The 21,669-nt window shown below is 40.2% G+C and carries 19 protein-coding genes and 1 tRNA gene; 12 read left to right on the plus strand and 8 right to left on the minus strand.

All coding sequences use genetic code 11. The annotated features are described in order from the left end of the window. On the minus strand, positions 1 to 980 hold a 980-nt coding region (locus FTT99_RS02210; RefSeq protein ID WP_180161206.1), incomplete at its 3' end, for an MBL fold metallo-hydrolase. A 261-nt stretch (positions 981 to 1,241) separates the two neighbouring features. Between FTT99_RS02210 and FTT99_RS02215 the strand changes: the two genes are divergently transcribed. Further along, positions 1,242 to 1,616, plus strand: a complete 375-nt coding sequence (locus FTT99_RS02215; RefSeq protein ID WP_078192151.1) for a diacylglycerol kinase — start codon at positions 1,242 to 1,244, stop codon at positions 1,614 to 1,616. Positions 1,617 to 1,757: 141 nt separating this feature from the next. Here the strand turns inward: FTT99_RS02215 and FTT99_RS02220 are convergent, their stop codons facing one another. Beyond that, on the minus strand, positions 1,758 to 3,362 hold the full coding sequence (locus tag FTT99_RS02220; protein WP_078192152.1) for an isocitrate lyase: 1,605 nt from the start codon (positions 3,360 to 3,362) through the stop codon (positions 1,758 to 1,760). A gap of 683 nt (positions 3,363 to 4,045) precedes the next feature. Between FTT99_RS02220 and FTT99_RS02225 the strand changes: the two genes are divergently transcribed. From FTT99_RS02225 to FTT99_RS02240, 4 genes are all read left to right on the plus strand, one after another. After that, positions 4,046 to 5,038 (plus strand): LysR family transcriptional regulator, encoded by a 993-nt coding sequence (locus FTT99_RS02225; RefSeq protein ID WP_078191331.1) that lies wholly within the window; start codon positions 4,046 to 4,048, stop codon positions 5,036 to 5,038. A 129-nt stretch (positions 5,039 to 5,167) separates the two neighbouring features. Then, complete coding sequence (locus FTT99_RS02230; RefSeq protein WP_180023248.1) at positions 5,168 to 6,496, plus strand: hemolysin family protein; 1,329 nt, start codon at positions 5,168 to 5,170, stop codon at positions 6,494 to 6,496. 54 nt (positions 6,497 to 6,550) lie between these two features. Beyond that, positions 6,551 to 6,829, plus strand: a complete 279-nt coding sequence (locus FTT99_RS02235) for a hypothetical protein (RefSeq protein WP_078191333.1) — start codon at positions 6,551 to 6,553, stop codon at positions 6,827 to 6,829. Between the two features lie 262 nt (positions 6,830 to 7,091). After that, the gene (locus tag FTT99_RS02240) at positions 7,092 to 8,432 is read left to right on the plus strand and encodes a CitMHS family transporter (protein WP_180129239.1); all 1,341 of its coding nucleotides are present in this window, start codon (positions 7,092 to 7,094) and stop codon (positions 8,430 to 8,432) included. 97 nt (positions 8,433 to 8,529) lie between these two features. Here FTT99_RS02240 and FTT99_RS02245 read toward each other — a convergent pair whose 3' ends face one another. Beyond that, positions 8,530 to 9,036, minus strand: coding sequence for a hypothetical protein (locus FTT99_RS02245; protein ID WP_180114843.1), 507 nt, complete (start codon positions 9,034 to 9,036; stop codon positions 8,530 to 8,532). A 195-nt stretch (positions 9,037 to 9,231) separates the two neighbouring features. Between FTT99_RS02245 and FTT99_RS02250 the strand changes: the two genes are divergently transcribed. The 3 genes from FTT99_RS02250 to FTT99_RS02260 all read left to right on the plus strand — a co-directional run bounded on the left by FTT99_RS02250 (position 9,232) and on the right by FTT99_RS02260 (position 10,978). Further along, positions 9,232 to 9,966, plus strand: coding sequence for a hypothetical protein (locus tag FTT99_RS02250; protein WP_180114841.1), 735 nt, complete (start codon positions 9,232 to 9,234; stop codon positions 9,964 to 9,966). Between the two features lie 169 nt (positions 9,967 to 10,135). Continuing rightward, positions 10,136 to 10,221 (plus strand) — tRNA-Leu (locus FTT99_RS02255). Positions 10,222 to 10,525: 304 nt separating this feature from the next. Continuing rightward, positions 10,526 to 10,978, plus strand: coding sequence for a hypothetical protein (locus FTT99_RS02260; RefSeq protein WP_180129238.1), 453 nt, complete (start codon positions 10,526 to 10,528; stop codon positions 10,976 to 10,978). 60 nt (positions 10,979 to 11,038) lie between these two features. Here the strand turns inward: FTT99_RS02260 and FTT99_RS02265 are convergent, their stop codons facing one another. The 4 genes from FTT99_RS02265 to rlmE form a co-directional block, all read right to left on the minus strand. Beyond that, the gene (locus FTT99_RS02265) at positions 11,039 to 11,353 is read right to left on the minus strand and encodes a DUF5713 family protein (protein WP_078191338.1); all 315 of its coding nucleotides are present in this window, start codon (positions 11,351 to 11,353) and stop codon (positions 11,039 to 11,041) included. 87 nt (positions 11,354 to 11,440) lie between these two features. Further along, a complete protein-coding gene (folP, locus tag FTT99_RS02270; RefSeq protein WP_218954480.1) occupies positions 11,441 to 12,295 on the minus strand; it encodes a dihydropteroate synthase in 855 nt (284 codons plus the stop codon). 112 nt (positions 12,296 to 12,407) lie between these two features. After that, entirely contained in the window at positions 12,408 to 14,306 is a 1,899-nt protein-coding gene (gene ftsH, locus FTT99_RS02275) for an ATP-dependent zinc metalloprotease FtsH (RefSeq protein WP_078191443.1), read from the minus strand. A gap of 136 nt (positions 14,307 to 14,442) precedes the next feature. Next, on the minus strand, positions 14,443 to 15,093 hold the full coding sequence (gene rlmE / locus FTT99_RS02280) for a 23S rRNA (uridine(2552)-2'-O)-methyltransferase RlmE (RefSeq protein ID WP_078192159.1): 651 nt from the start codon (positions 15,091 to 15,093) through the stop codon (positions 14,443 to 14,445). Between the two features lie 195 nt (positions 15,094 to 15,288). Between rlmE and FTT99_RS02285 the strand changes: the two genes are divergently transcribed. Both FTT99_RS02285 and FTT99_RS02290 read left to right on the plus strand, forming a co-directional pair. Then, complete coding sequence (locus FTT99_RS02285) at positions 15,289 to 15,612, plus strand: YhbY family RNA-binding protein (protein ID WP_078191340.1); 324 nt, start codon at positions 15,289 to 15,291, stop codon at positions 15,610 to 15,612. A gap of 6 nt (positions 15,613 to 15,618) precedes the next feature. Next, on the plus strand, positions 15,619 to 16,158 hold the full coding sequence (locus FTT99_RS02290; protein WP_180129236.1) for a DOMON-like domain-containing protein: 540 nt from the start codon (positions 15,619 to 15,621) through the stop codon (positions 16,156 to 16,158). A 237-nt stretch (positions 16,159 to 16,395) separates the two neighbouring features. Here the strand turns inward: FTT99_RS02290 and FTT99_RS02295 are convergent, their stop codons facing one another. Next, a complete protein-coding gene (locus FTT99_RS02295) occupies positions 16,396 to 16,881 on the minus strand; it encodes a hypothetical protein (RefSeq protein WP_078192161.1) in 486 nt (161 codons plus the stop codon). A gap of 309 nt (positions 16,882 to 17,190) precedes the next feature. On the opposite strand from FTT99_RS02295, the gene carA reads away from it, so the two are divergent. Then, positions 17,191 to 18,333: a glutamine-hydrolyzing carbamoyl-phosphate synthase small subunit gene (gene carA / locus FTT99_RS02300; RefSeq protein ID WP_078192162.1), complete on the plus strand. Its 1,143-nt coding sequence runs from the start codon at positions 17,191 to 17,193 to the stop codon at positions 18,331 to 18,333. A gap of 13 nt (positions 18,334 to 18,346) precedes the next feature. Beyond that, positions 18,347 to 21,577: a carbamoyl-phosphate synthase large subunit gene (gene carB / locus FTT99_RS02305; RefSeq protein WP_111883889.1), complete on the plus strand. Its 3,231-nt coding sequence runs from the start codon at positions 18,347 to 18,349 to the stop codon at positions 21,575 to 21,577. Positions 21,578 to 21,669: the final 92 nt, after the last annotated feature.

Consider the following 21,669-nt stretch of genomic DNA (forward strand, 5'->3'; position numbering starts at 1 on the left):
GGAGCTAAATTTAGCGGGTTCCAACGGAACTGACCATCATTTATTTCACTAATTTTACCAATACCCGGAAATGGTAAATGTGCAAATGCAACGAAGGTTTGCTCTTGAGCAAAACGTTTAAAAATTGCTAAACGAGTTTCACTGGCTTTGACCGGATCGACATCAAAATCAACAGATAACTTGGGTTGTTCAAACTGTAAATGATATGAATGAACCACATCCCCGAGGATAGCAAAACTTTTAGCTTGCGACTTTAAGATAAAAGAATAATGCCCCGGTGTATGCCCAACACTCGGTAGTACTTCTAATCCATTAATCACAGAACCAACGCTAAAAGTCTTAAAACTCCGCATGGTCTGATAAGGCGCAATCGCAGCTTTAATTTTTGCAACGGTTGCTAAATAACCGTCACGTTTTTCGGCAGCTAAAGTGTCAACGGTGTTTTCACTTAACCAATACTGACTTTCTTGTTCATTGACGTAAACCGTTGCATTTGGAAACACGGCCTTGCCTTGTTTCGCAATGCCACATGCATGATCTGGATGTAAATGGGTTAAGAATACACTGCGTACACGATTAAGCTTATAGCCAGCTGCTTCAATATTTTGTGCAATAGAACCTAAGTTCGGACCAAAACAACTGGCTGCACCACTATCGACAAGACTGATGCCGCCTTGTCCATCATCAATCAGGTAGGCATTGACACTGGTTTGTATGCCTTTGCTCTGATCAACCGCAAGCTTTTGAAATAAGGCACTGACTTCTTCTGGAGTTAAGTTTTGTTTAAACAAATCAGGACTTAATTCGAGTGTCCCATCTTTTAAAGCAATGACTTTATACGCACCCACTTGGAAAGAATAAAATCCCACGGGCTGAGTCACATTCGTTTTGATTTCCGTTTGAATAAATGCCGGCTCTGCACTGACAAACTGGCTGGTTAAAAGTGTTGCTGCAAGCACAGCAAAACTAAAGTTTTTCATTGTTGACCTATATCACTTTTATTATTTCATGCAATGAAGCAAATGCTTCAAAATTAAAAATTTTAAACGTCTGTATTGTGCCTGAAATTCAGGCAAATTTTAAGTCTCATACTGGATAAACATAGCACTAACTTGATACAGGCATATGTAAATCATCCTAAACTTTTAGGCCTAATAAAATAAAAGCTGAATGCAAGAAAACTTTAAGCTTGGCATGCTATATTTTCGCCAGTTTTTAAATCTATACGTCTGTACAGTACTATGAGTGAAATTTCCCCGTTTAAAGGTAAATCTGGACTTAAACGAATTTTTAATGCAACGCAATATTCCCTCGACGGATTCAAAGCTGCTTATCAAAATGAAGCTGCATTTCGACAAATTGTCTGGATGAATATTGTGCTTATTCCCACCAGTTGCTTACTCGATGTGAGTCGTGTTGAACATGTCCTTATGGTAGTGGTGTGTTTATTTGCCTTAATTGTTGAGTTATTCAATTCTGCTATTGAAGCCGTGGTCGACCGGGTATCTTTAGACAAGCATCCACTTTCTAAAATTGCCAAAGATATGGGAAGTGCAGCTCAATTTGTCGCTTTAGCAATTATTTTTTTTACTTGGTTAATTATCCTTTTGCCTTAAATAAAGGGGGTCTCATTATATTTGCAGGGTTATGCCCTGCTTTTTTATATCGACACACTTCAATAAATGGATTTAAGAAGATTTTAAAGCCATAAAAAAAACCCAGCTTTCGCTGGGCTTTTTTTCGAATCAGTTCAATGCTTAGTGAGCAGCGAATTGGTTCATTGTGTTTTTCGCATCGTCACCCGCTTTAAGCGCGTTGTCACCAGCGAAGATTTCTTTGTGGTCGTCACCGATGTCTGAACCAGCCATTGCTTGGTGTTTCACACATGCAATACCACCGCGGATTTCTTTACGTTGTACGCCAGCAACATAAGCCAACATACCTTCAGAACCGAAGTAACCTTGAGCAAGTTCATGTGTAGAAAGCGCAGCTGTGTGGTAAGTCGGAAGTGTAATTAAGTGATGGAACACACCCGCTTCACGAGAAGCATCTGCTTGGAATGTACGAACTTTTTCGTCAGCTTCAGCAGCTAATTCAGAGTTATCGTACTCAGCGCTCATTAATTTAGCGCGGTCGTATGCAGATACGTCTTTACCTTCAGCAACCCAACGATCGTACGCTTGTTGACGGAAGTTTAATGTCCAGTTGAATGATGGAGAGTTGTTATAAACAAGTTTCGCATTTGGAACAACTTCACGTACACGGTTAACCATGTGAGCAATTTCTTCAACGTTTGGAGTCGCAGTTTCGATCCAAAGAAGGTCAGCACCATTTTGAAGGCTAGATACACAGTCAAGTACAACGCGGTCGATTTGCGTGTCTGGACGGAACTGGTACAAGCCAGAAGCAAGACGTTTTGGACGGTGAAGTTTACCGTTACGTTTGATTAGGATTTCGTCTTCTTGAGCTTCTGAAATGTCAATTTCAGTTGTGTCTAAGTAGCTGATGTATTGAGAAGCGATGTCGCCTGGCTCTTTAACCACTGGGATTTTTTGAGTCAAGTCAGCGCCTTCAGAGTCAGTACGAGCAACGATGATACCGTCATCAAGACCCATTTCTAAGAATGCATAGCGAAGAGCGTGGATTTTCGCAATGAAGTCTTCGTGTGGAACTGTAACTTTACCAGCTTGGTGACCACATTGTTTAGCGTCAGATACTTGGTTTTCGATTTGTAGTGCACAAGCACCCGCTTCGATCATTTTCTTAGCTAGTAAGTAAGTCGCTTCTTCGTTACCGAAACCAGCGTCGATGTCCGCAATAATTGGCACAACGTGAGTTTGGAAGTTGTCGATTTGAGCAGTGATTTCTGCAGCTTTAGCAGTATCACCTGCTTCGTTTGCTTTTTTAAGCGCACGGAATAAGTCGTTTAATTCTTTCGCATCAGCTTGGCGAAGGAAAGTGTAGATTTCTTCGATCAATGCAGGAACTGAAGTTTTTTCGTGCATAGATTGGTCAGGAAGTGGACCGAATTCTGAACGAAGAGCTGCAACCATCCAACCAGAAAGGTAGATATAACGACGTTCAGTTGTACCGAAGTATTTTTTGTTCGCAATCATTTTTTGTTGTGCGATAAAACCGTGCCAGCAACCTAATGATTGAGTGTATTTGCTAGAATCAGCATCATAAGCAGCCATATCACGACGCATAATAGCAGCTGTATATTTCGCAATGTCTAAACCAGTTTTGAAACGGTTTTGCATTTGCATACGTGCAGCATCTTCTGGGCTAATATCGCGCCAAGTGCTTCCGAATTTTGCTTTTAATTCACGGATTGCATCAATCGCTGTTAAGTATGTAGACATGATATGTTCCTGTAATAATATTAGGATTTTTCTGCAACGTAAGGCTAAAATCATACCCTCGAATGATTGTTCAGATTTAGAACACTTCGTTGCGATAGACACAGAGTAGATTGACTAAAAAAATTAATCCAATATTCTGCATTAATTTTCAGTATTTATTTAAAAAATATGTAGATTAAAGTCGTATTATAATAATTAACCAATATTTATAAGTATTTGTATTTAAATACTTTTATTAATATATTTTGCTAATTTTTTTGTCTATTTTTCAAACATTTTGATGAATTATTCTTCATTAGACTTAAGTCGACTGACCATTCACTTTTAAAAAAAACAGCATTTTTTACGCCATTTTTGCCCAAACTTACCAAACTAAATGCATGGTTATTCCGTCCTCAAATGATCATGTAAATGAGATATTTCATCTTACTTTTGAGTTTTATGAACATCACTTCGCATAATCAAAATTGCTCCGTATTTTTATTATATTTATTTAAAAATATCGGTCTAAACAGGTAATAAGTATTTAAGAAATATGCGCTGGGACTTCAACAAATTTGTCTTAAAACTGCCGAATTTTAGTACAAAAGTACACGTCATTTTTTCATCCATTTTTTACACAAGCCTTAGTAGTTATGGCATAATCAGATAAATTTCATGATTTTATTGTCGGTATTTATTTTATGAATCTGGAGCGGGTCGATCTCAATCTATTAATTTATCTTGATGTACTTCTTCGTGAAAAAAATGTGACTCGTGCTGCCGAGCAACTGGGTGTAACTCAGCCCGCGATGAGTAATATTTTACGTCGTCTACGCAACTTATTTAATGACCCACTTCTTATTCGTTCTTCAGAAGGTATGACACCTACAGAACGTGCGCTTGAATTACAGCCACGTATCCGTGACGCACTTTCTGACCTTTCGATGATTTTGGAACCCCGTACCGAGTTCCGACCTTACACTTCAAATCGTGTTTTCCGCATCATGACTTCAGATTATGCTGAAGCAACACTGGTGCCGCGCCTAGTAAAAGCTTTGCGCTCCGAAGCGCCAAATGTGGTTCTGGACTTTTTAACGCCTAGTGATGTGTCTTATCGAGATATGGAACAAGGTAAAGTCGACTTGGCGATTAACCGCTTTAATGAAATTCCGCAAAGTTTCCACCAAGTTTTGGTCTGGCGTGACAGTTTTTCATGCCTTTTAAATGCCAAGCATCCTGCTGCAAATAATTTAAACCTGAAAAGCTATCTAGATGCACAACACATTTGGGTATCTAAAACAGGTATGGGTGTCGGTTTTGGTGTCAATCCTGAAAAACAAGCGGGTCTAGGTTGGATTGATCAGGCTCTAGAACGTATTGGCCAAAAACGTAAAATTTCAGTTTTTACTCGTCATTATCAAATGCCTGGCTTATTGGCCTCGAATGTTGATTTGGTTGCGACTCTGCCAAGCCGTATCGCTCGCCTTCAAGCCAAAAGTCAAAACCTGTTACTTCGCGATCCACCATTCTATATTCCTGAATTTGAATTAAAAATGGCTTGGTGTCCATTACTTCATCATCACCCTGCTCATCGCTGGTTACGTCAACTTATATTGTATGTTGCACGTCAAATGATTGAAGAAGAAAACCGCGAATACTTAATGAATAACTCTCAGTTTTCACAGTATCAGTAATTAATTCTTTAATTCCTTATTAATTCAAACGTATACTGTCACTATATAGGTAGTAGTTAAGACTACTACCTTGCCCATTTTTGTGTTAGAAATACAGAAAAATAGAATGAATCACAAACAGGTGTATTCGTGAGCCTTTTCCAAAATATTGTCATTATTATTCTCCTGATCGTCGGTGCAGGTTTTCTTTCATTAACAGAAATTGCCCTTGCGGGTGCACGAAAAGTAAAACTTAAAATTTTGGCTGAATCTGGAGATTCACGTGCACAACGTGTGCTTGACTTACAAGCCAACTCAGCAGACTTTTTCGCCGCATCACAAATTGGCTTAAATGCTGTGGCAATTCTTGGCGGTATTTTGGGTGAAGGTGCTTTTCGTCCTTACTTCATTAGCTTAGTCACTCGTTTTTATCAGGGCCCGTGGACTGAAACTATCGGTTTCACCCTGTCGTTTACTTTAGTCACATCCTTATTCATTCTATTTGCTGATTTGATGCCAAAACGTTTGGCGATGATCGCACCTGAAAAAATTGCCGTTGCTGTTGTTGACCCGATTCAAATCTTTATTAAAGTGTGTAAGCCAATGGCGTGGGTGATTAATGCCATTGCCAATTTGTTGTTTCGTTTATTCAAAGTGAATACAACACGTGATGACAATATTACCTTTGACGACATTTCAGCCGTGATGGATGCCGGTGCTCAAGCTGGTGTACTACAAAAGCAAGAACACCACTTTATTGAAAACGTATTTGAGCTGGAAGAACGTAACGTCCCTTCAAGTATGACTACACGTGAAAACGTGGTGTACTTTACCCTCAAAGAATCTGAAGCCAGTATTCGTCAAAAACTCGCTGAATTTCCATATTCGAAGTTTTTGGTCTGTAGTGAAAATATTGATGACGTGATTGGCTATGTGGATGCCAAAGATATTTTGGTTCGTATCCTCAACAATCAGTCACTTTTACAACTCAACGAAAATACTATTCGTAATGTTCTCACGATTCCAGATACCTTAACACTGTCTGAATTACTCGATCGTTTCCGTTCAACCAAAGAAAAATTTGCCGTTGTAATTAACGAATATGCATTGGTTGTTGGCGTTATTACCCTCTCCGACATTATGATTACCGTGATGGGCGACTGGGTAACACCGATTGAAGCAGAACAACAAATTATTAAACGTGATGCGGATTCTTGGCTTATCGATGGCAGTACACCAATTGAAGATTTAAAGCATGCCCTCGCTTTAGATGAAATGCCCGATGAAGAAAACTATGAAACCCTTGCGGGCTTTATGATGTTTAAACTACGTAAAATTCCACGTCCAGCGGACTTTGTTACCTATCATGGCTACAAATTTGAAGTTGTGGATGTAGACCACTTTAAAATTGACCAATTATTAGTGACCCGCTTACAACAGACTGAAACTGAACTTGATACACCAGAAGAATCGGATTAATTCGATTCTTCTTTTTTCTAAAACAATAAAATATAAATACGATGGAATACGAAGATGTCTTTTTCACTTAAAGCGATTTTGACTTGCTTTAGTTTTTATACTGGGGCTTATCTAATCTATTATTTTTTCAAAGCTCATCCACAACCTTTATTTCTATTGCTCGGTGTTGCACTGATCGTCACTGCTTGGTTTTTAACGCCTTATCCTTATGAACGCGGTCGACAACAATATGACGAAACCATGCGTTTTGGTCTGTTTTTTTATAATCCCTTAATTTTTTGGTTCCGATTTTTTAGTTGGCCGATTCGGACGCTACTCTCTATTTTTGCTTAAGACTTATTGTGATTAAACTGGATCTGCACAGCATTTACAGTTCTCTACAGATGTTGAATATATGTAAACAGACCACTTTTTGAATAAAAATTAAAATAAATCGAAAAAGTACCCCTCCTTAATACCTTCATTATTAATGACTATTTTTCATCAAAATAGTGATGTATTTCACATTTTCTCACCTTTGTTTTGACTGATAAAATTTCTCTTTATGCTCTGCCCTTGGATTTAAAAACAGCTTTATATTTCAAAGGAATGAACCATGTTAACCGTACTCGGTTTGGGCATGATCTTGTGCTTTATGTATTTGATCATGTCGAAACGCTTAAGCCCACTTGTCGCACTGACTTTAATCCCCCTACTTTTTGCCTTGATTGCGTGGTTACTTGGTTTTTATTTTGACAGCTTGTCACACATACAAATAAATGAAATTGGCGACATGATGATTGAAGGTGTAAAAAAACTTGCACCGACTGGCATCATGCTGCTTTTTGCGATTCTGTATTTTGCCATCATGATTGATACCGGATTGTTCGACCCTTCGGTGAAATTTATTTTAAAAATGGTCAAAGGTGATCCCTTAAAAGTCGTTCTTGGAACCATTACCCTGACGTTAATTGTCTCTTTGGATGGAGATGGTTCTACAACATATATGATCTGTGTTGCGGCCATGCTGCCACTCTATAAGCGCTTAGGTATGAGCCCACTGATTATGGCATGTTTGATTATGCTCTCTAGTGGAATTATGAATCTTACACCTTGGGGTGGGCCTACAGCCCGCGCCGCCAGCGCACTTCATGTCGACCCAAGTGATGTTTTTGTTCCGATGGTTTTACCGATGCTATTTGCCATCGGCTGGTTGTACTTTTTGGGAACCATGTATGGTCGAATGGAAAGAAAGCGTCTGGGAATTGTCCAATTGGATATCAGTCATGGTGAAAACATTCAAATCTCCGATAATCCAGAAGCCAACCGCGCAGATCTACGTTGGTTTAATGCACTGTTAACCGTCGTTCTGATGATTTGTCTGGTTTTTAGTATTTTACCTATGCCTATTTTATTCATGGTGGCTTTATGTATTGCGCTAGTCGTCAACTACAAAAATGTCGACTTGCAAAAAAAGTTAATCGCACACCATGCAGGTAGTGCTTTAAACGTGGTCGATATTATTTTTGCTGCAGGTATTTTTACGGGAATTTTAGCCGGAACAGGTATGGTAGAAGCCATGTCAAAAGAGCTTGTGGCGATTATCCCTCAAAGTATGGGTCCCTATTTAGCACCGATTACCGCTGTCATCAGTATGCCGATGACTTTCTTTATGTCGAATGATGCTTTCTATTTTGGGGTTTTGCCAATTCTTTCAGATGCAGCAGCTCATTATGGAATTGCACCTGTAGAAATGGCACGTGCCTCCATCGTAGGGCAACCTGTACACCTACTCTCTCCACTTGTCCCTTCGACCTATTTACTCTGTGGACTTGCGGGTATCGAGTTTGGACAACATCAGAAATTTACCATTATCTGGGCTGTAATCACGTGTTTTGTCATGTTAGCAGCGGGTCTAATCTTTGGAATGTTTCCGTTTTATTCGAGCTTAACTTAAAAAGTTAAAGATAAAAAAAGCACCTGATGGTGCTTTTTTTATGCTTAACATTACGAAACTGGCAAGTGTTTTACACTCACAGGTTCATTTGTAGTGATTAATGCTTTGAAATTAATGCTTCTAGAACAGCTTCATAATGAATACGAATGTCATCTTCTAAAATTTTATAGACATTGTCGAATTGCACCATTGGCCAGCCTTCTTTCCAAAATGGGAAAATATTATGCAGGTCATGAGTCACCGTTGCGTCTTCACGTACAATTGCTTGTGCAACTTGTGACAATACTTGTGCAGTTTCAGCACCATCAATCGCTAAATAATCGATACCACGAACTTTCAAAATACGGATACGGTCTTTCTTATAGCGAATTTTTTTACTTTGGCCTTCATTTAAGCCTAAAGCCAAAGTCACAGCTTCAACAAATTTATCTTCAAATGCTTGATTTAATTTCACCAAAGCTTGTTTATGAGCCTCTTGACGACCAGCTTTCCCCCCACTACGAATCACTTCATTTGCTTCAGTATTTAAAACATCTGATTTCATCGACTGAAGAAAGTCTAGAATTTCGATATCGCTTAATGTTTCAGGAGAATGATCAGTCATAAACTGCCTATAAAAACTTAATATTCAATAATCATATATTTTCGCATAAAAGCAGCATGAAAACTGCGACCTTCACTATAGAAATTGCGTTTTCTCTTATAATGTTCAGATATACAACATGATTTAGAAAAAAATTCTGTCAAAAATATCGAAATCAACTATATTATTTTCACGCTTTAATATTAACGTCACAATATGACTCAAAAGAAACAGGCTGCGCTTTACCTTCAACAACTGAAACAGCAATATCCAGCAGCCTTTAAACATAATTATTTATTTTATAGCCAACTGAAAACTCAAGGCATTTTAGACGAACTCAAAGAGCTTATTCCTTGGGTTTTGGCGGCGATGATTTTTATTTCTTTGAGCATGAGTATTGGTCATGCAGTGCAACTGTATTTTCCTGATATGAGTGAGTTTCGAGCTCATGGTATTGCTGTACTGAGTATTATGCTGTTTTTCATGCTGGTTGTGCCCTTAGTCATCAAGCAAATCAAACACAGTTCAATGTCCCTGTATCAAAGTTTGAAGAATACGCCGTTCAGACTTGCGATCGTGATTTTATTACAATTACTCAATATCGCCTTTTTACAAAGCACCTTCGTTCAATCTGTATTGTTCTTTTTCGCCATGAGTTTCGGCTTTGTGCGTTTTTATAAAGAAAATCTATTCAAAGGTGGAAGTAACACCCAAGAATACTATTTTCTGCAAGAGACACGTCGTATTGCTTATTGGTCGTATAAACAAATGCTTAAAGCAAAATTACGTTTAACACTCAGCAATCCAAATCAAGCAAATCATAAACAGTTATCTGAGCGCTTTACCCATTTCCAAAATTTACACATACAAATGCTGCACCAGGAAAATCAGCTGTGTAAAAAGCTAAAGCACCAAAATGTTGAACATTATCTTGATGAGTTAATGAAATAAGTCGACTTTGGTGTATTGAAAAAAACTTTAATTCACTGCTCAAAATGTCATTCCATACATCAATATTTTTGAATATTTTCAACTTATATGCATGAATTGATTGATTTTAAAACAAACACCATCAAATACACTTGCCAAGCTTCATTTCGTCCTCTATTATTGCGCACATGCCCGAGTGGTGAAATCGGTAGACACAGGGGATTTAAAATCCCCCGCCCACAAAGCGTGCCAGTTCGAGTCTGGCCTCGGGCACCATTCTTATACTTCTAAGATTGGTGCAATAAAAGATCCAGCAATTTGCTGGTTTTTTTATGCCTAAAATTTATAAATCTATTATTATTCAATGCCAATACCTTCAGATTTTGATTTCCCTGCAATACAACTCAAGCATCCCGATGCCTTTTATCAACGATTGCTGTTTGCGCATTTCAAAATTATCAATCTCACACCCACTGCACCTATTTTAATCTTTAGCTTTTGCCTGATACTTTTAATCTCGCTTGGCAGCGCTGTACTTGGCCAGATGCTATCAACGGCACTTTCAATTCACGACACAAACATGGCGTTCAATCTTGGTATATTGATTATTCTTCCTTTGAACTATTGCTATGTCTGGTATGCACATTATCAAGCACGTTTTAGCAGCAAGTCCGCAGTTCAACGTCTGCAAATACAACTGTATCTCCTTGGGGGATTCACACTTATCCTCGCTATTAACTTTAAATATCTACAAACAGATGTATTAAACCTCATCAGTCTCTGTGGACTTTTTTTCAGTCTGTTTTTATGTGTATTTACTGAATTATTTTATAAACCTGAGAGCAGCGCCATTGAACGGGTAAAACTACAAAAGCTTCGCCAACTGGCATTTTGGTCTTATCAACAATCCTTAAAACAAAAAGTGCATCAAACGTATTTCTACACACTACACTTACAAGCCATGCAAGAAGAACAAAAACTATCAGCATCCATCAAATCATCCTTTAAAGATTTTTTAGACAATGCTGAATGACTTTTTAAAACTCTAGTCACAAAAAAGCCCTGTCACTACAGGGCTTTTTTTAAAGTTCAATTACCATTCTCGGTTAGCAACCAACTCTTCCATTTCAATATCCATATGGCCTTCATCTTGCAGCACCATCATCATGGCTTCTGCAATATAATCTGCAGCCGTATCATCCAAAGACGAATCTAAATCTTCAAATTGAGGTTTCATCTTATTGAGCTGTGCAACCGTTTCATTGGCAAAATGGTAGATATCAGTTGAACTTAAATCTGCTTTTGCAATTTTCTTCGCAAATTGAACAACCAATAACTTCACCTCTGCAACCAACACATCTGGGTAATATTCATCATCAAACATGGGTAGCAGTAAATCTGCAAACATACGAAACTCTATCACAAAACATTCAGGGCGCTTATATAACACAAATACTACAATTCACCAAATTTATTGGGATTTAGTATTTTCAAATCAGTCTACATTCTGCATGGCTTGCCAAACACGTATCGCATCTACTGTTGCTTTGACGTCATGTGCGCGAACCATACATGCACCTTGTTGAATGCTGAGTAAATGCGCTGCAACCGATCCTACAGCGCGATTTTGTGCATCTGCACCGCCAAGTGCTTCACCGATAAAACGCTTACGAGATAATGCCGAAAGGATCGGATAGCCCATGTCATTCAATTGATAGAATTGCTGTAAAAGCTTTAAGTTTTGCTGCGCATTTTTTGCAAAACCAAAACCCGGATCAATCATAATATTTTCTGCACGCACGCCTGCGTCCAATGCATTTTTCACGCGTTGCTTTAATTCATCAATGACGTCAGCCACAACATCTTGATACTGATCTAGATTATTCATCGTGGTGGGTTCGCCGCGCATATGCATAATGATCACTGGAATATTCAGTTTTGCAGCTGTTTCTAAGGCATTCGGCCGAGTTAATGCACGTACATCATTCCAGATATGCGCACCTGCCTGAACCGCTGCCTCAATCACCTCAGGTTGTGAGGTATCGATAGAAATCACTACATTGTGTTTAGATAAGGCTTCAACGACTGGTACGACCCGTCGAATTTCTTCTTCAACCTCAACAACAGATGCGCCTGGACGTGTTGACTCACCACCGACATCAATCACTGTCGCGCCATCCACTATCATTTGTAAGGCATGTGCTATAGCTAGGTCTTTACCATTATGTTTGCCACCATCACTAAAAGAGTCCGGTGTGACATTTAAAATCCCCATCACATGTGGCTCTGATAAATCTAATTGCAAATTACCACAGTTTAAAATTTTATTAGGCAAAGACACCAACTTCATAGTACACATCCCAGATTTTGCTGCGCTTATTTTAACGCTAAGTTTGCTCAGCATTGCGCTCACATGCATTTATTTTCATATAAAAAAACCACCCGAAGGTGGTTTTAAAATTTTATGCTTTTGGCAATGACGGTAATGGTGGTGGAACATCTGGACCATCCGTTGGTGTAACATCAATCACTGGATTTTCAGCGATGTACACTTTTGGTGGTTGAGGTTCACGACCTTCCATAATGTCACGGATTTGATCACGATCAATGGTTTCCCATTCAAGCAATGCTTTCACCATGGCATGTGCAATATCTTTGTTATTTTCAAGAATATCGCGAGCAACTTTATATTGCTCATCTAAAATACGGCGAACTTCACGGTCAACTTCAAGCTGCGTTGCTTCGGAAATCACACGACTTCCTAAACCACCCATGAATGACTGCTGTGAATCATCTTCGTAAACCATGACGCCCATTTTATCGGACATACCATATTTAGTAACCATTGCTCGTGCCATTTTCGTTGCACGTTCAAAGTCATTTGAAGCACCAGTCGACATTTGGTTAATGAAGACTTCTTCTGCAATACGACCACCAAACAAAATTGAAAGTTCATTCAACATTTTGTCTTTGTAATGGCTGGTTTGGTCATGTTCAGGCAACTGCCAAGTCACACCCAGTGCCCAACCACGCGGCATAATTGTCACTTTATGCACAGGGTCTGTACCCGGCAATATTTCAGCAACAATTGCATGACCTGCTTCATGATAAGCCGTCGCACGACGTTCTTCTTCGCGAATCACCATCGATTTACGTTCAGGACCCATGTAAAGCTTATCTTTTGCATCTTCAAAGTCATGCATATCGACCGTATTCTTGTTACGACGTGCAGCAAACAGTGCCGCTTCGTTTACAAGGTTAGCCAACTGTGCACCCGAGAAGCCCGGTGTACCACGTGCTAAGACTTTGACATCTACACCAGTCACAGAAGGTAATTTTTTCAAATGTACATTCAGGATTTGCTCACGACCTTTAATATCAGGTAGAGACACCATCACTTGACGGTCAAAACGACCTGGACGAAGTAAAGCTTTATCCAATACGTCAGCACGGTTTGTTGCAGCAATGACGATAATACCTTCGTTGCCTTCAAAACCATCCATTTCAACCAACATTTGGTTTAATGTTTGCTCACGCTCATCATTACCACCACCTGTACCTGAACCACGGTGACGACCAACGGCATCGATCTCATCGATGAAAATGATACATGGTGCATGACGCTTTGCTTGTTCAAACATGTCACGGACACGAGACGCACCCACACCCACGAACATTTCAACAAAGTCAGAACCCGAAATACTAAAGAACGGTACTTTCGCTTCACCCGCAATCGCTTTAGCAAGTAAAGTTTTACCTGTACCCGGAGGACCAACCATAAGCACACCTTTCGGAATGCTTGCACCAAGTCGTTTGAACTTAGATGGATCTTTTAGGAAGTCAACGATTTCAACAACTTCTTGTTTAGCTTCATCACAGCCCGCAACATCAGTAAATGTCACTTTGATTTGGTCTTCAGAAAGCATTTTTGCTTTTGACTTACCAAAACTCATTGGGCCATTCTTACCACCAGCTCCACCACCCATGTTGCGCATAAAGAACATGAATAACAGAATGATTAAAAGAACAGGGAAACTTGCAATCAGAAGTTGCATCAAAATACTTTGACGCTGTGGCGCTGTACCTTCAACAACAACATTGTTCTTGATTAGGTTCGGCATAAGTTCAGGATCTTGAACCGCAGGACGGATACTTTCAAACTCAGAACCGTTTGATTTTTCGCCACGAATTCTTTCGCCATCAATGGTGACTTGTTTAATCTGACCCGCATTTACGGCTGCCACGAACTCAGAATAGTTCATCGCGGTCGGTTGATTGCGGTCACTGACGTTGCTGAAGATTAAAACCAGCACGCCTAGGATAACCAGCCACAACACGGCATTCTTAAAAAGATCGCTCAAAGCTTTATTCCCATTTCTATCTAATTCGTTCAATCCCATTTACATGGGTGACTCTAATACTTACGCTGCAGAGTAGCTTCGCAATAATTTAAAAACGTACAAAATGCACAATTTTTAACGAGTTGGCAAGTAAACTTTACTTGAAAGCTTTCTTACGTCCCTGCCCGATTAAAAACACTTCTTTAGATCGAGCACGTGAAGCCGCCGGTTTTGCTGTTTTCAGCACATCAAATGTGTCTACAACTTGCTTACGGTATTCATCAAATCCAACACCTTGGAACACTTTAACAACAAATTGTCCATTTGGTCCAAGAACCTTTTGAGCAAAGTCGATTGCTAATTCACAAAGATAGATCTGACGCGGTTGATCTACAGCCTTATTACCTGATGTATTGGGGGCCATATCTGAAATTACAACGTCTACAGTACGTCCATCTAAAATTTTTAACAATTCATCGAACACTTCTTGTTCACGAAAGTCACCTTGCAAGAAGGTCACATCGGGTAAAGCATCCATGGGTAAAATATCAGAAGCAATTACCAAACCTTTGTCGCCAACAAGTTTACCGGCAATTTGCGACCAACTACCTGGTGCAGCACCTAAGTCGACAACGGTCATGCCTGGCTTGATCAATTTGTATTTTTCTTGAATTTCAAGCAATTTATAAGCGGCACGCGCACGATATCCTTCCTTTTGTGCTTTTTTCACAAAGGGGTCATCAAGATGCTCACGCATCCAGTCACGACTACTTTTGGATAATTTCTGGTTAGTAATGCGGGTAGCCATAACTCTCTAAATAAAAAAAACTTCTCAGTCTTGATTGTACGTGAAATTCAGCACTTTTGCAGTAGACATGTGTATCTAAAAAGCATCTTAAATCATGTTTTTTTCAATAATCTTCATCGAGAAAATGCCGATTAAATACAGCGCTTCAACTTTGATTTTGCTATACTAGGTCGTTTTTAAAATTAGGTTATATTTATGGCGGCTTTATCTATTCAAGAACGTAAACGCTTACGTCAAATTGGTCACACCCTAAACCCAGTTGTAATGGTTGCGGACAAAGGCTTATCAGAAAGCGTTGTTGAAGAATTAAACCGTGCGTTAAACGACCATGAGTTAATTAAAGTGAAAGTTGTGGCAGAAGACCGTGAAGCTCGTGCTGCAATGATTACTGAAATTGCGACTGTTTCAGGTTCTGAAGTTGTTCAAACGATTGGTAAGATTGCTTTGATTTACCGCAAAGCGGCAAAACAAAATGCAAAACTGTCTAACCTTGTTCGCTACGCACACCTGTCTAACTAAGCATTTATGGCAAGTTTCGAACTCAGCGCTTTTGATCGTCGCTTTCAGGCTGTATCAGTCGTTGGTGCTATCGAACAACAAAGCCCATATACTTTAAATGTGGGTTATTGGATTCGAGACCCAAACCAACTGATTCAATGGCCAGAATTGGTATCATCTCACCCACGAATCGATTTTTTGTGGGAACATACCTGCTTAGAAGTTTTTATTGGTGTACGCAACGAAGACTTTTATCGTGAAATCAACCTCTCCCCTTCACAAGCTTGGCAGGTTTACCAGTTTGAAGAATATCGCTATCCAGAAGATATGCCGCCACAAGCTGCTTACGATATCGAACTGAATCAGTTGAAACGGACGCACTATGGCTTAAATGTCAGTCTTGATCTGACAGAATTTTTGCTGAAGTACAAACTTAAATGGGAAGATCTCTATATTGGTCTAACTGCTGTACTGAAAACCCCTCAAGGTAAACAGTACTATGCCATGCAGCATAGTAGTCCAAATGCTGACTTTCACAACAAACGTGATTGGCTACATCAGTTCTAAACTTTTTAATGTTTTGATCTTCGATAAAAAGCAAAAGTACGATCTTTTGCTTTTTTATTGCCTGCTTATTTTTAAATAAGTGCTTTGTACTTAAATGTACTATTCACAATAAGGGAGCCATTAATGGCTCCCTTATGCATATATAGCGTTAACTTTAAGTTTAATTCGCTCTCACCCAATCCAGCTCCGGAATGACTAGACTTAGCTTAAGCGCTTTAAAATTCATGTCATTCACAATTAACTTTTAAGATCTGTGGTTTGATCCGTAACTTCAGCTTTTACTGGTGAAATTTTTTTCCACGCTTCCAAAGTATGTTCCTTAGAACGCTTAAATGTTTCTGTTAGATGATCTTTGTGTTTTCCTGAAATTTGGGTCACATCTTCTTTCAGCTCTTTTCCAAGTTTTGAAAGATCATCAATAACCGTATTAAACTCAGTTTTCACAAATTCTTTGAGTTCACTAAAATCTTTTTGCGATGAACCAAATTGAACTTTTAGCTGATCAAGTTTATTCAACACATCTTGCTTCAACTGACGCAATTGATCTTGCACACTGGCATTCAACTGCTTTGCCTCTGCTCCGATCTTTTCTTTGCTTTCAGTGACCGCTTCTGTGGCTTGGACACTCGCTTCTTTTGCAACTTGTTCAAGCTTTTCAGCACCTTCGATAACGACTTCTTTCAGGGAGGATTTAGCCGCTGTTTGTTTTTGTTGTGTTGCCATGACTTTGTACCTATAGTTTTTGCTGACCGAACCACAATAGCGCTTATTGATAAATTTTAATTTATGATTTGTCTGACAATAATTAATTGCTTACATTTTTCTACGATTTTGCAAAACCAAACTTTATTCTAAAATGCAAGCGCTTTATCTGCTTTATTCCTAATATTTACAATGGACTTTCAGTGGCTTTCTGCGTATAATGCCGTGTTAAGTTCAAGCGAGCAGATGTAAGGAGGGTAGGTTTTTAAGCAGCCTTCCTTTTTTTTCGTCTTCTCGCTTTTTTACAGCCTAAATTTCAGGAGCTTTGGTTTGAGCACCCCAGCAATTTTAGCCCTTGCCGATGGTACTATTTTTAAAGGTACTTCAATTGGCGCATCGGGTAGTACGACTGGTGAAGTCGTTTTCAACACTGCCATGACTGGCTATCAAGAAATTTTGACTGACCCAAGTTATGCACAACAACTTGTGACCCTAACTTACCCACATATCGGTAACACAGGTTGTAATGATGAAGACGCTGAGTCAGGTCGAATTCATAAAGTATGGGCCAACGGATTGATCATTCGTGACCTACCTTTATTGCATAGCAACTTCCGTGCTGAGCAATCACTAAGTGATTACCTTAAACAACACAATGTTGTTGCTATCGCAGATATTGATACTCGTAAATTAACGCGTATTCTGCGATCAAAAGGTGCGCAAAACGGTTGTATCCTTGCTGGTGAAAACGCGACTGAAGAAGAAGCGTTAGCTAAAGCACGTGCTTTTGGTGGTCTTAATGGTTTAGACCTTGCAAAAGAATGCTGTGATCCGACCGGTTTCGAGTGGACTGAAGGCTCTTGGGCGCTTGGTAAAGGTTTCGCTCAACCAGAACTTAAATTCCATGTTGTAGCATACGACTACGGTGTCAAAACCAACATCTTACGTATGCTCGCAGACCGCGGTTGTAAATTGACTGTCGTGCCTGCGCAAACTCCTGCTGCTGATGTACTTGCGCTGAATCCAGATGGCGTGTTCTTATCGAACGGCCCCGGCGATCCAGCAGCATGTGATTATGCAATTGAAGCTGTAAAAACAATTGTAGAAGACGCACGTAATGTACCTGTATTCGGTATTTGCTTAGGTCACCAAATTCTTGCACTTGCATCAGGTGCAAAAACTGTGAAAATGCCTCACGGTCACCACGGTGCTAACCATCCTGTACAAAACTTAGAAAATGGTACAGTGATGATTACTTCTCAAAACCACGGCTTCGCAGTGGATGCAGAAACTCTTCCTGCAAACTTGAAAGCTACGCACAAATCGCTGTTCGACCAAACCCTTCAAGGGATTCATCGTACAGACAAACCTGCGTTCAGTTTCCAAGGTCACCCAGAAGCAAGCCCTGGTCCACATGACTGCGCACCACTGTTCGATCATTTCATCGAACTTATCGAAGCATCTAAGAAGTAATTAAGGAAGCATCATGGCTAAACGTACAGACATTAAAAGCATCTTAATTATTGGTGCTGGTCCGATTGTGATCGGTCAGGCATGTGAGTTTGACTACTCAGGTGCGCAAGCATGTAAAGCCCTTCGTGAAGAAGGCTACCGTGTTATTTTGGTGAACTCTAACCCAGCGACCATTATGACTGACCCTGCGATGGCAGACGCAACTTACATCGAGCCGATCACTTGGCAAACTGTAGCTGCAATCATTGAGAAAGAACGTCCAGACGCAGTTCTTCCGACAATGGGTGGTCAAACAGCATTGAACTGTGCCCTCGCCCTTGATGAGCACGGCATTTTAGAAAAATACAATGTTGAATTGATCGGCGCGACTAAAGAAGCAATTGAAAAAGCCGAAGACCGTAAACTCTTCGACCAAGCAATGCGTAAAATTGGTCTTGAATGTCCAAAAGCTGACATCGCTGAATCAATGGAAGAAGCGTTAGAAATTCAAGCACGCTTCGGTTTCCCTGTGATTATCCGTCCATCATTTACGATGGGTGGTTCAGGCGGTGGTATCGCATACAACAAAGAAGAATTTATCGAGATCTGTGAACGCGGTTTCGACCTTTCTCCTACTCACCAACTTTTAATTGATGAATCATTGATTGGTTGGAAAGAGTACGAAATGGAAGTTGTTCGTGACAAAAACGACAACTGTATCATTGTATGTACCATTGAAAACTTTGACCCAATGGGCGTGCACACAGGTGACTCAATCACTGTTGCCCCTGCACAAACATTAACAGACAAAGAATTCCAACTTTTACGTAATGCCTCTTTAGCAGTACTTCGTGAAATTGGTGTAGAAACGGGTGGTTCGAACGTTCAGTTCGGTATTAACCCGAAAGATGGCCGTATGGTTGTGATCGAGATGAACCCTCGTGTTTCTCGTTCATCTGCTTTGGCATCTAAAGCAACCGGTTTCCCAATTGCAAAAATTGCAGCGAAATTGGCAGTCGGTTATACCCTTGATGAATTGAAAAATGACATCACTGGCGGTACAACTCCTGCATCATTCGAACCTGCGATTGACTATGTTGTGACTAAGATTCCTCGTTTCAACTTCGAGAAATTCCCACAAGCTGATGCAACTTTAACTACACAGATGAAATCTGTGGGTGAAGTCATGGCAATTGGCCGTAACTTCCAAGAGTCAGTACAAAAAGCGCTTCGTGGTCTTGAAGTGGGTGCTGCTGGCTTTGATGAAAAAATCGAAGTGGGTACTGAAGGTGCGAAAGAGAAAATCCTTCAAGAACTTAAAGTGCCTGGTCCTGAGCGTATTTGGTACGTTGGCGATGCATTCCGTCATGGTTTCACGTTAGATGAAGTGTTCGCTGCGACGAATATTGACCGTTGGTTCTTGATCCAAATCGAAGACATCATCAAAACTGAAGAGAAAATCAAATCTTTAGGTTTTGGTGACTTAAACGCTGACAACATCCGTTCGTTCAAACGCAAAGGTTTATCTGACCTTCGCATTGCGGACTTGATGGGCATTTCACAAAAACAATTCCGTAAACACCGCTGGAACTTGGGCGTAACTCCAGTTTACAAACGTGTAGATACATGTGCGGCTGAATTCGAATCTGATACAGCTTACATGTACTCAACTTACGATGAAGAATGTGAAGCAAACCCATCGAACCGTGACAAAATCATGGTCATCGGTGGTGGTCCTAACCGTATTGGTCAAGGTATCGAGTTCGATTACTGCTGTGTACACGCTGCCCTTGCAATGCGTGATGACGGCTATGAAACCATCATGGTGAACTGTAACCCTGAAACGGTTTCTACAGATTACGACACATCAGATCGTTTGTACTTCGAACCAATTACTTTGGAAGATGTACTTGAAATCGTGCGTATCGAGAAGCCTAAAGGCATTATCGTTCAGTACGGCGGTCAAACTCCGCTTAAATTGGCTCGTGCTTTGGAAGAAGCTGGTGCGCCAATTATTGGTACATCACCTGACGCGATTGACCGTGCAGAAGACCGTGAACGTTTCCAACAAATGATTCAACGTCTACAACTTCGTCAACCAAACAACAGCATCGTAAAATCTGCTGAAGAAGGTATGGCTGAAGCAGCAAAAGTTGGCTACCCACTTGTGGTACGTCCATCTTATGTACTTGGTGGCCGTGCGATGGAAATCGTGTACAACGACGAAGAATTGAAACGTTACTTACGTGATGCGGTTCAAGCATCTAACGAAGCGCCTGTACTTCTTGACCACTTCCTTGACGATGCGATTGAAGTTGACGTGGACTGCGTATCTGACGGTAAAGACGTTGTGATCGGCGGTATCATGCAGCATATCGAACAAGCGGGTATTCACTCAGGTGACTCAGCATGTTCTATTCCTCCTTACTCTTTATCTCAAGAAGTACAGGACGAAATGCGTCGTCAAACCATCGCTATGGCAAAAGAGCTTGGCGTAATTGGTTTAATGAACGTACAGTTTGCTGTTAAAGGCACTGACGTATACATTCTAGAAGTGAACCCACGTGCATCACGTACTGTTCCGTTCGTTTCTAAGTGTATCGGTGAATCTTTAGCGAAAGTTGCTGCGCGTTGTATGGCAGGTCAATCTCTAGAATCTCAAGGATTCACTACAGAGATTATTCCTGAACACTTCTCTGTAAAAGAAGCAGTGTTCCCATTCAACAAATTCCCTGGTGTTGACCCAATTCTTGGCCCTGAGATGAAATCTACAGGCGAAGTGATGGGTGTAGGCAAAACATTTGGTGAAGCGTTCTATAAAGCTGTGTTAGGCTCTAATGACCGTTTACCAGGCCTACCAACGGAAGGCGAAGTAAAACATGCATTCTTATCTGTTCGTCATTCTGACAAGCCTCGTGCTGTTGGTATTGCGAAACAGTTGACTGATCTTGGCTTCAAAGTCATCGCTACTGGCGGTACTTATGATGTGATTAAAGATGCTGGTATTGAATGTGAACGTGTGAACAAAGTGACTGAAGGCCGTCCTAATATCGTAGACCGCTTGAAAAATGGCGAAGTTCACCTCATTATCAATACAACTGAAGGCAAACAGGCTCAAGAAGATTCATTCTCGATCCGCCGCTCTGCATTACAAGGTAAAGTGTATTACACAACTACCCTTAACGGTGCTGATGCAGTATGCCAAGCTTTAGCAATCAAATTGCCAATGGATGTATACCGCTTACAAGACCTTACTAAAGGTTAATTAAGTTACCGAGAAGTCCCGCCACCTCTCGGTGGCGGGCTTTTTTTCATTTCTAGGTCAGTAAAAATTTTACTGATTTTTTCTTTTACAAA

Source organism: Acinetobacter sp. YH12040 (assembly GCF_013420005.1).
Classification (GTDB): Bacteria; Pseudomonadota; Gammaproteobacteria; order Pseudomonadales; family Moraxellaceae; genus Acinetobacter; species Acinetobacter amyesii.

Excerpts from the sequence above, each read along its gene's own strand:
- FTT99_RS02290 (WP_180129236.1), top strand. The coding sequence starts at position 15,619 with ATGGCAAGTTTCGAACTCAGCGCTTTTGATCGTCGCTTTCAGGCTGTA.
- FTT99_RS02235 (WP_078191333.1), top strand. The coding sequence starts at position 6,551 with ATGTCTTTTTCACTTAAAGCGATTTTGACTTGCTTTAGTTTTTATACT.
- carB (WP_111883889.1), top strand. The coding sequence starts at position 18,347 with ATGGCTAAACGTACAGACATTAAAAGCATCTTAATTATTGGTGCTGGT.
- FTT99_RS02265 (WP_078191338.1), bottom strand. The coding sequence starts at position 11,353 with ATGTTTGCAGATTTACTGCTACCCATGTTTGATGATGAATATTACCCA.
- rlmE (WP_078192159.1), bottom strand. The coding sequence starts at position 15,093 with ATGGCTACCCGCATTACTAACCAGAAATTATCCAAAAGTAGTCGTGAC.
- FTT99_RS02295 (WP_078192161.1), bottom strand. The coding sequence starts at position 16,881 with ATGGCAACACAACAAAAACAAACAGCGGCTAAATCCTCCCTGAAAGAA.
- FTT99_RS02215 (WP_078192151.1), top strand. The coding sequence starts at position 1,242 with ATGAGTGAAATTTCCCCGTTTAAAGGTAAATCTGGACTTAAACGAATT.
- FTT99_RS02245 (WP_180114843.1), bottom strand. The coding sequence starts at position 9,036 with ATGACTGATCATTCTCCTGAAACATTAAGCGATATCGAAATTCTAGAC.
- FTT99_RS02220 (WP_078192152.1), bottom strand. The coding sequence starts at position 3,362 with ATGTCTACATACTTAACAGCGATTGATGCAATCCGTGAATTAAAAGCA.
- FTT99_RS02260 (WP_180129238.1), top strand. The coding sequence starts at position 10,526 with ATGGCGTTCAATCTTGGTATATTGATTATTCTTCCTTTGAACTATTGC.
- FTT99_RS02225 (WP_078191331.1), top strand. The coding sequence starts at position 4,046 with ATGAATCTGGAGCGGGTCGATCTCAATCTATTAATTTATCTTGATGTA.
- FTT99_RS02285 (WP_078191340.1), top strand. The coding sequence starts at position 15,289 with ATGGCGGCTTTATCTATTCAAGAACGTAAACGCTTACGTCAAATTGGT.
- FTT99_RS02240 (WP_180129239.1), top strand. The coding sequence starts at position 7,092 with ATGTTAACCGTACTCGGTTTGGGCATGATCTTGTGCTTTATGTATTTG.
- FTT99_RS02250 (WP_180114841.1), top strand. The coding sequence starts at position 9,232 with ATGACTCAAAAGAAACAGGCTGCGCTTTACCTTCAACAACTGAAACAG.
- folP (WP_218954480.1), bottom strand. The coding sequence starts at position 12,295 with ATGAAGTTGGTGTCTTTGCCTAATAAAATTTTAAACTGTGGTAATTTG.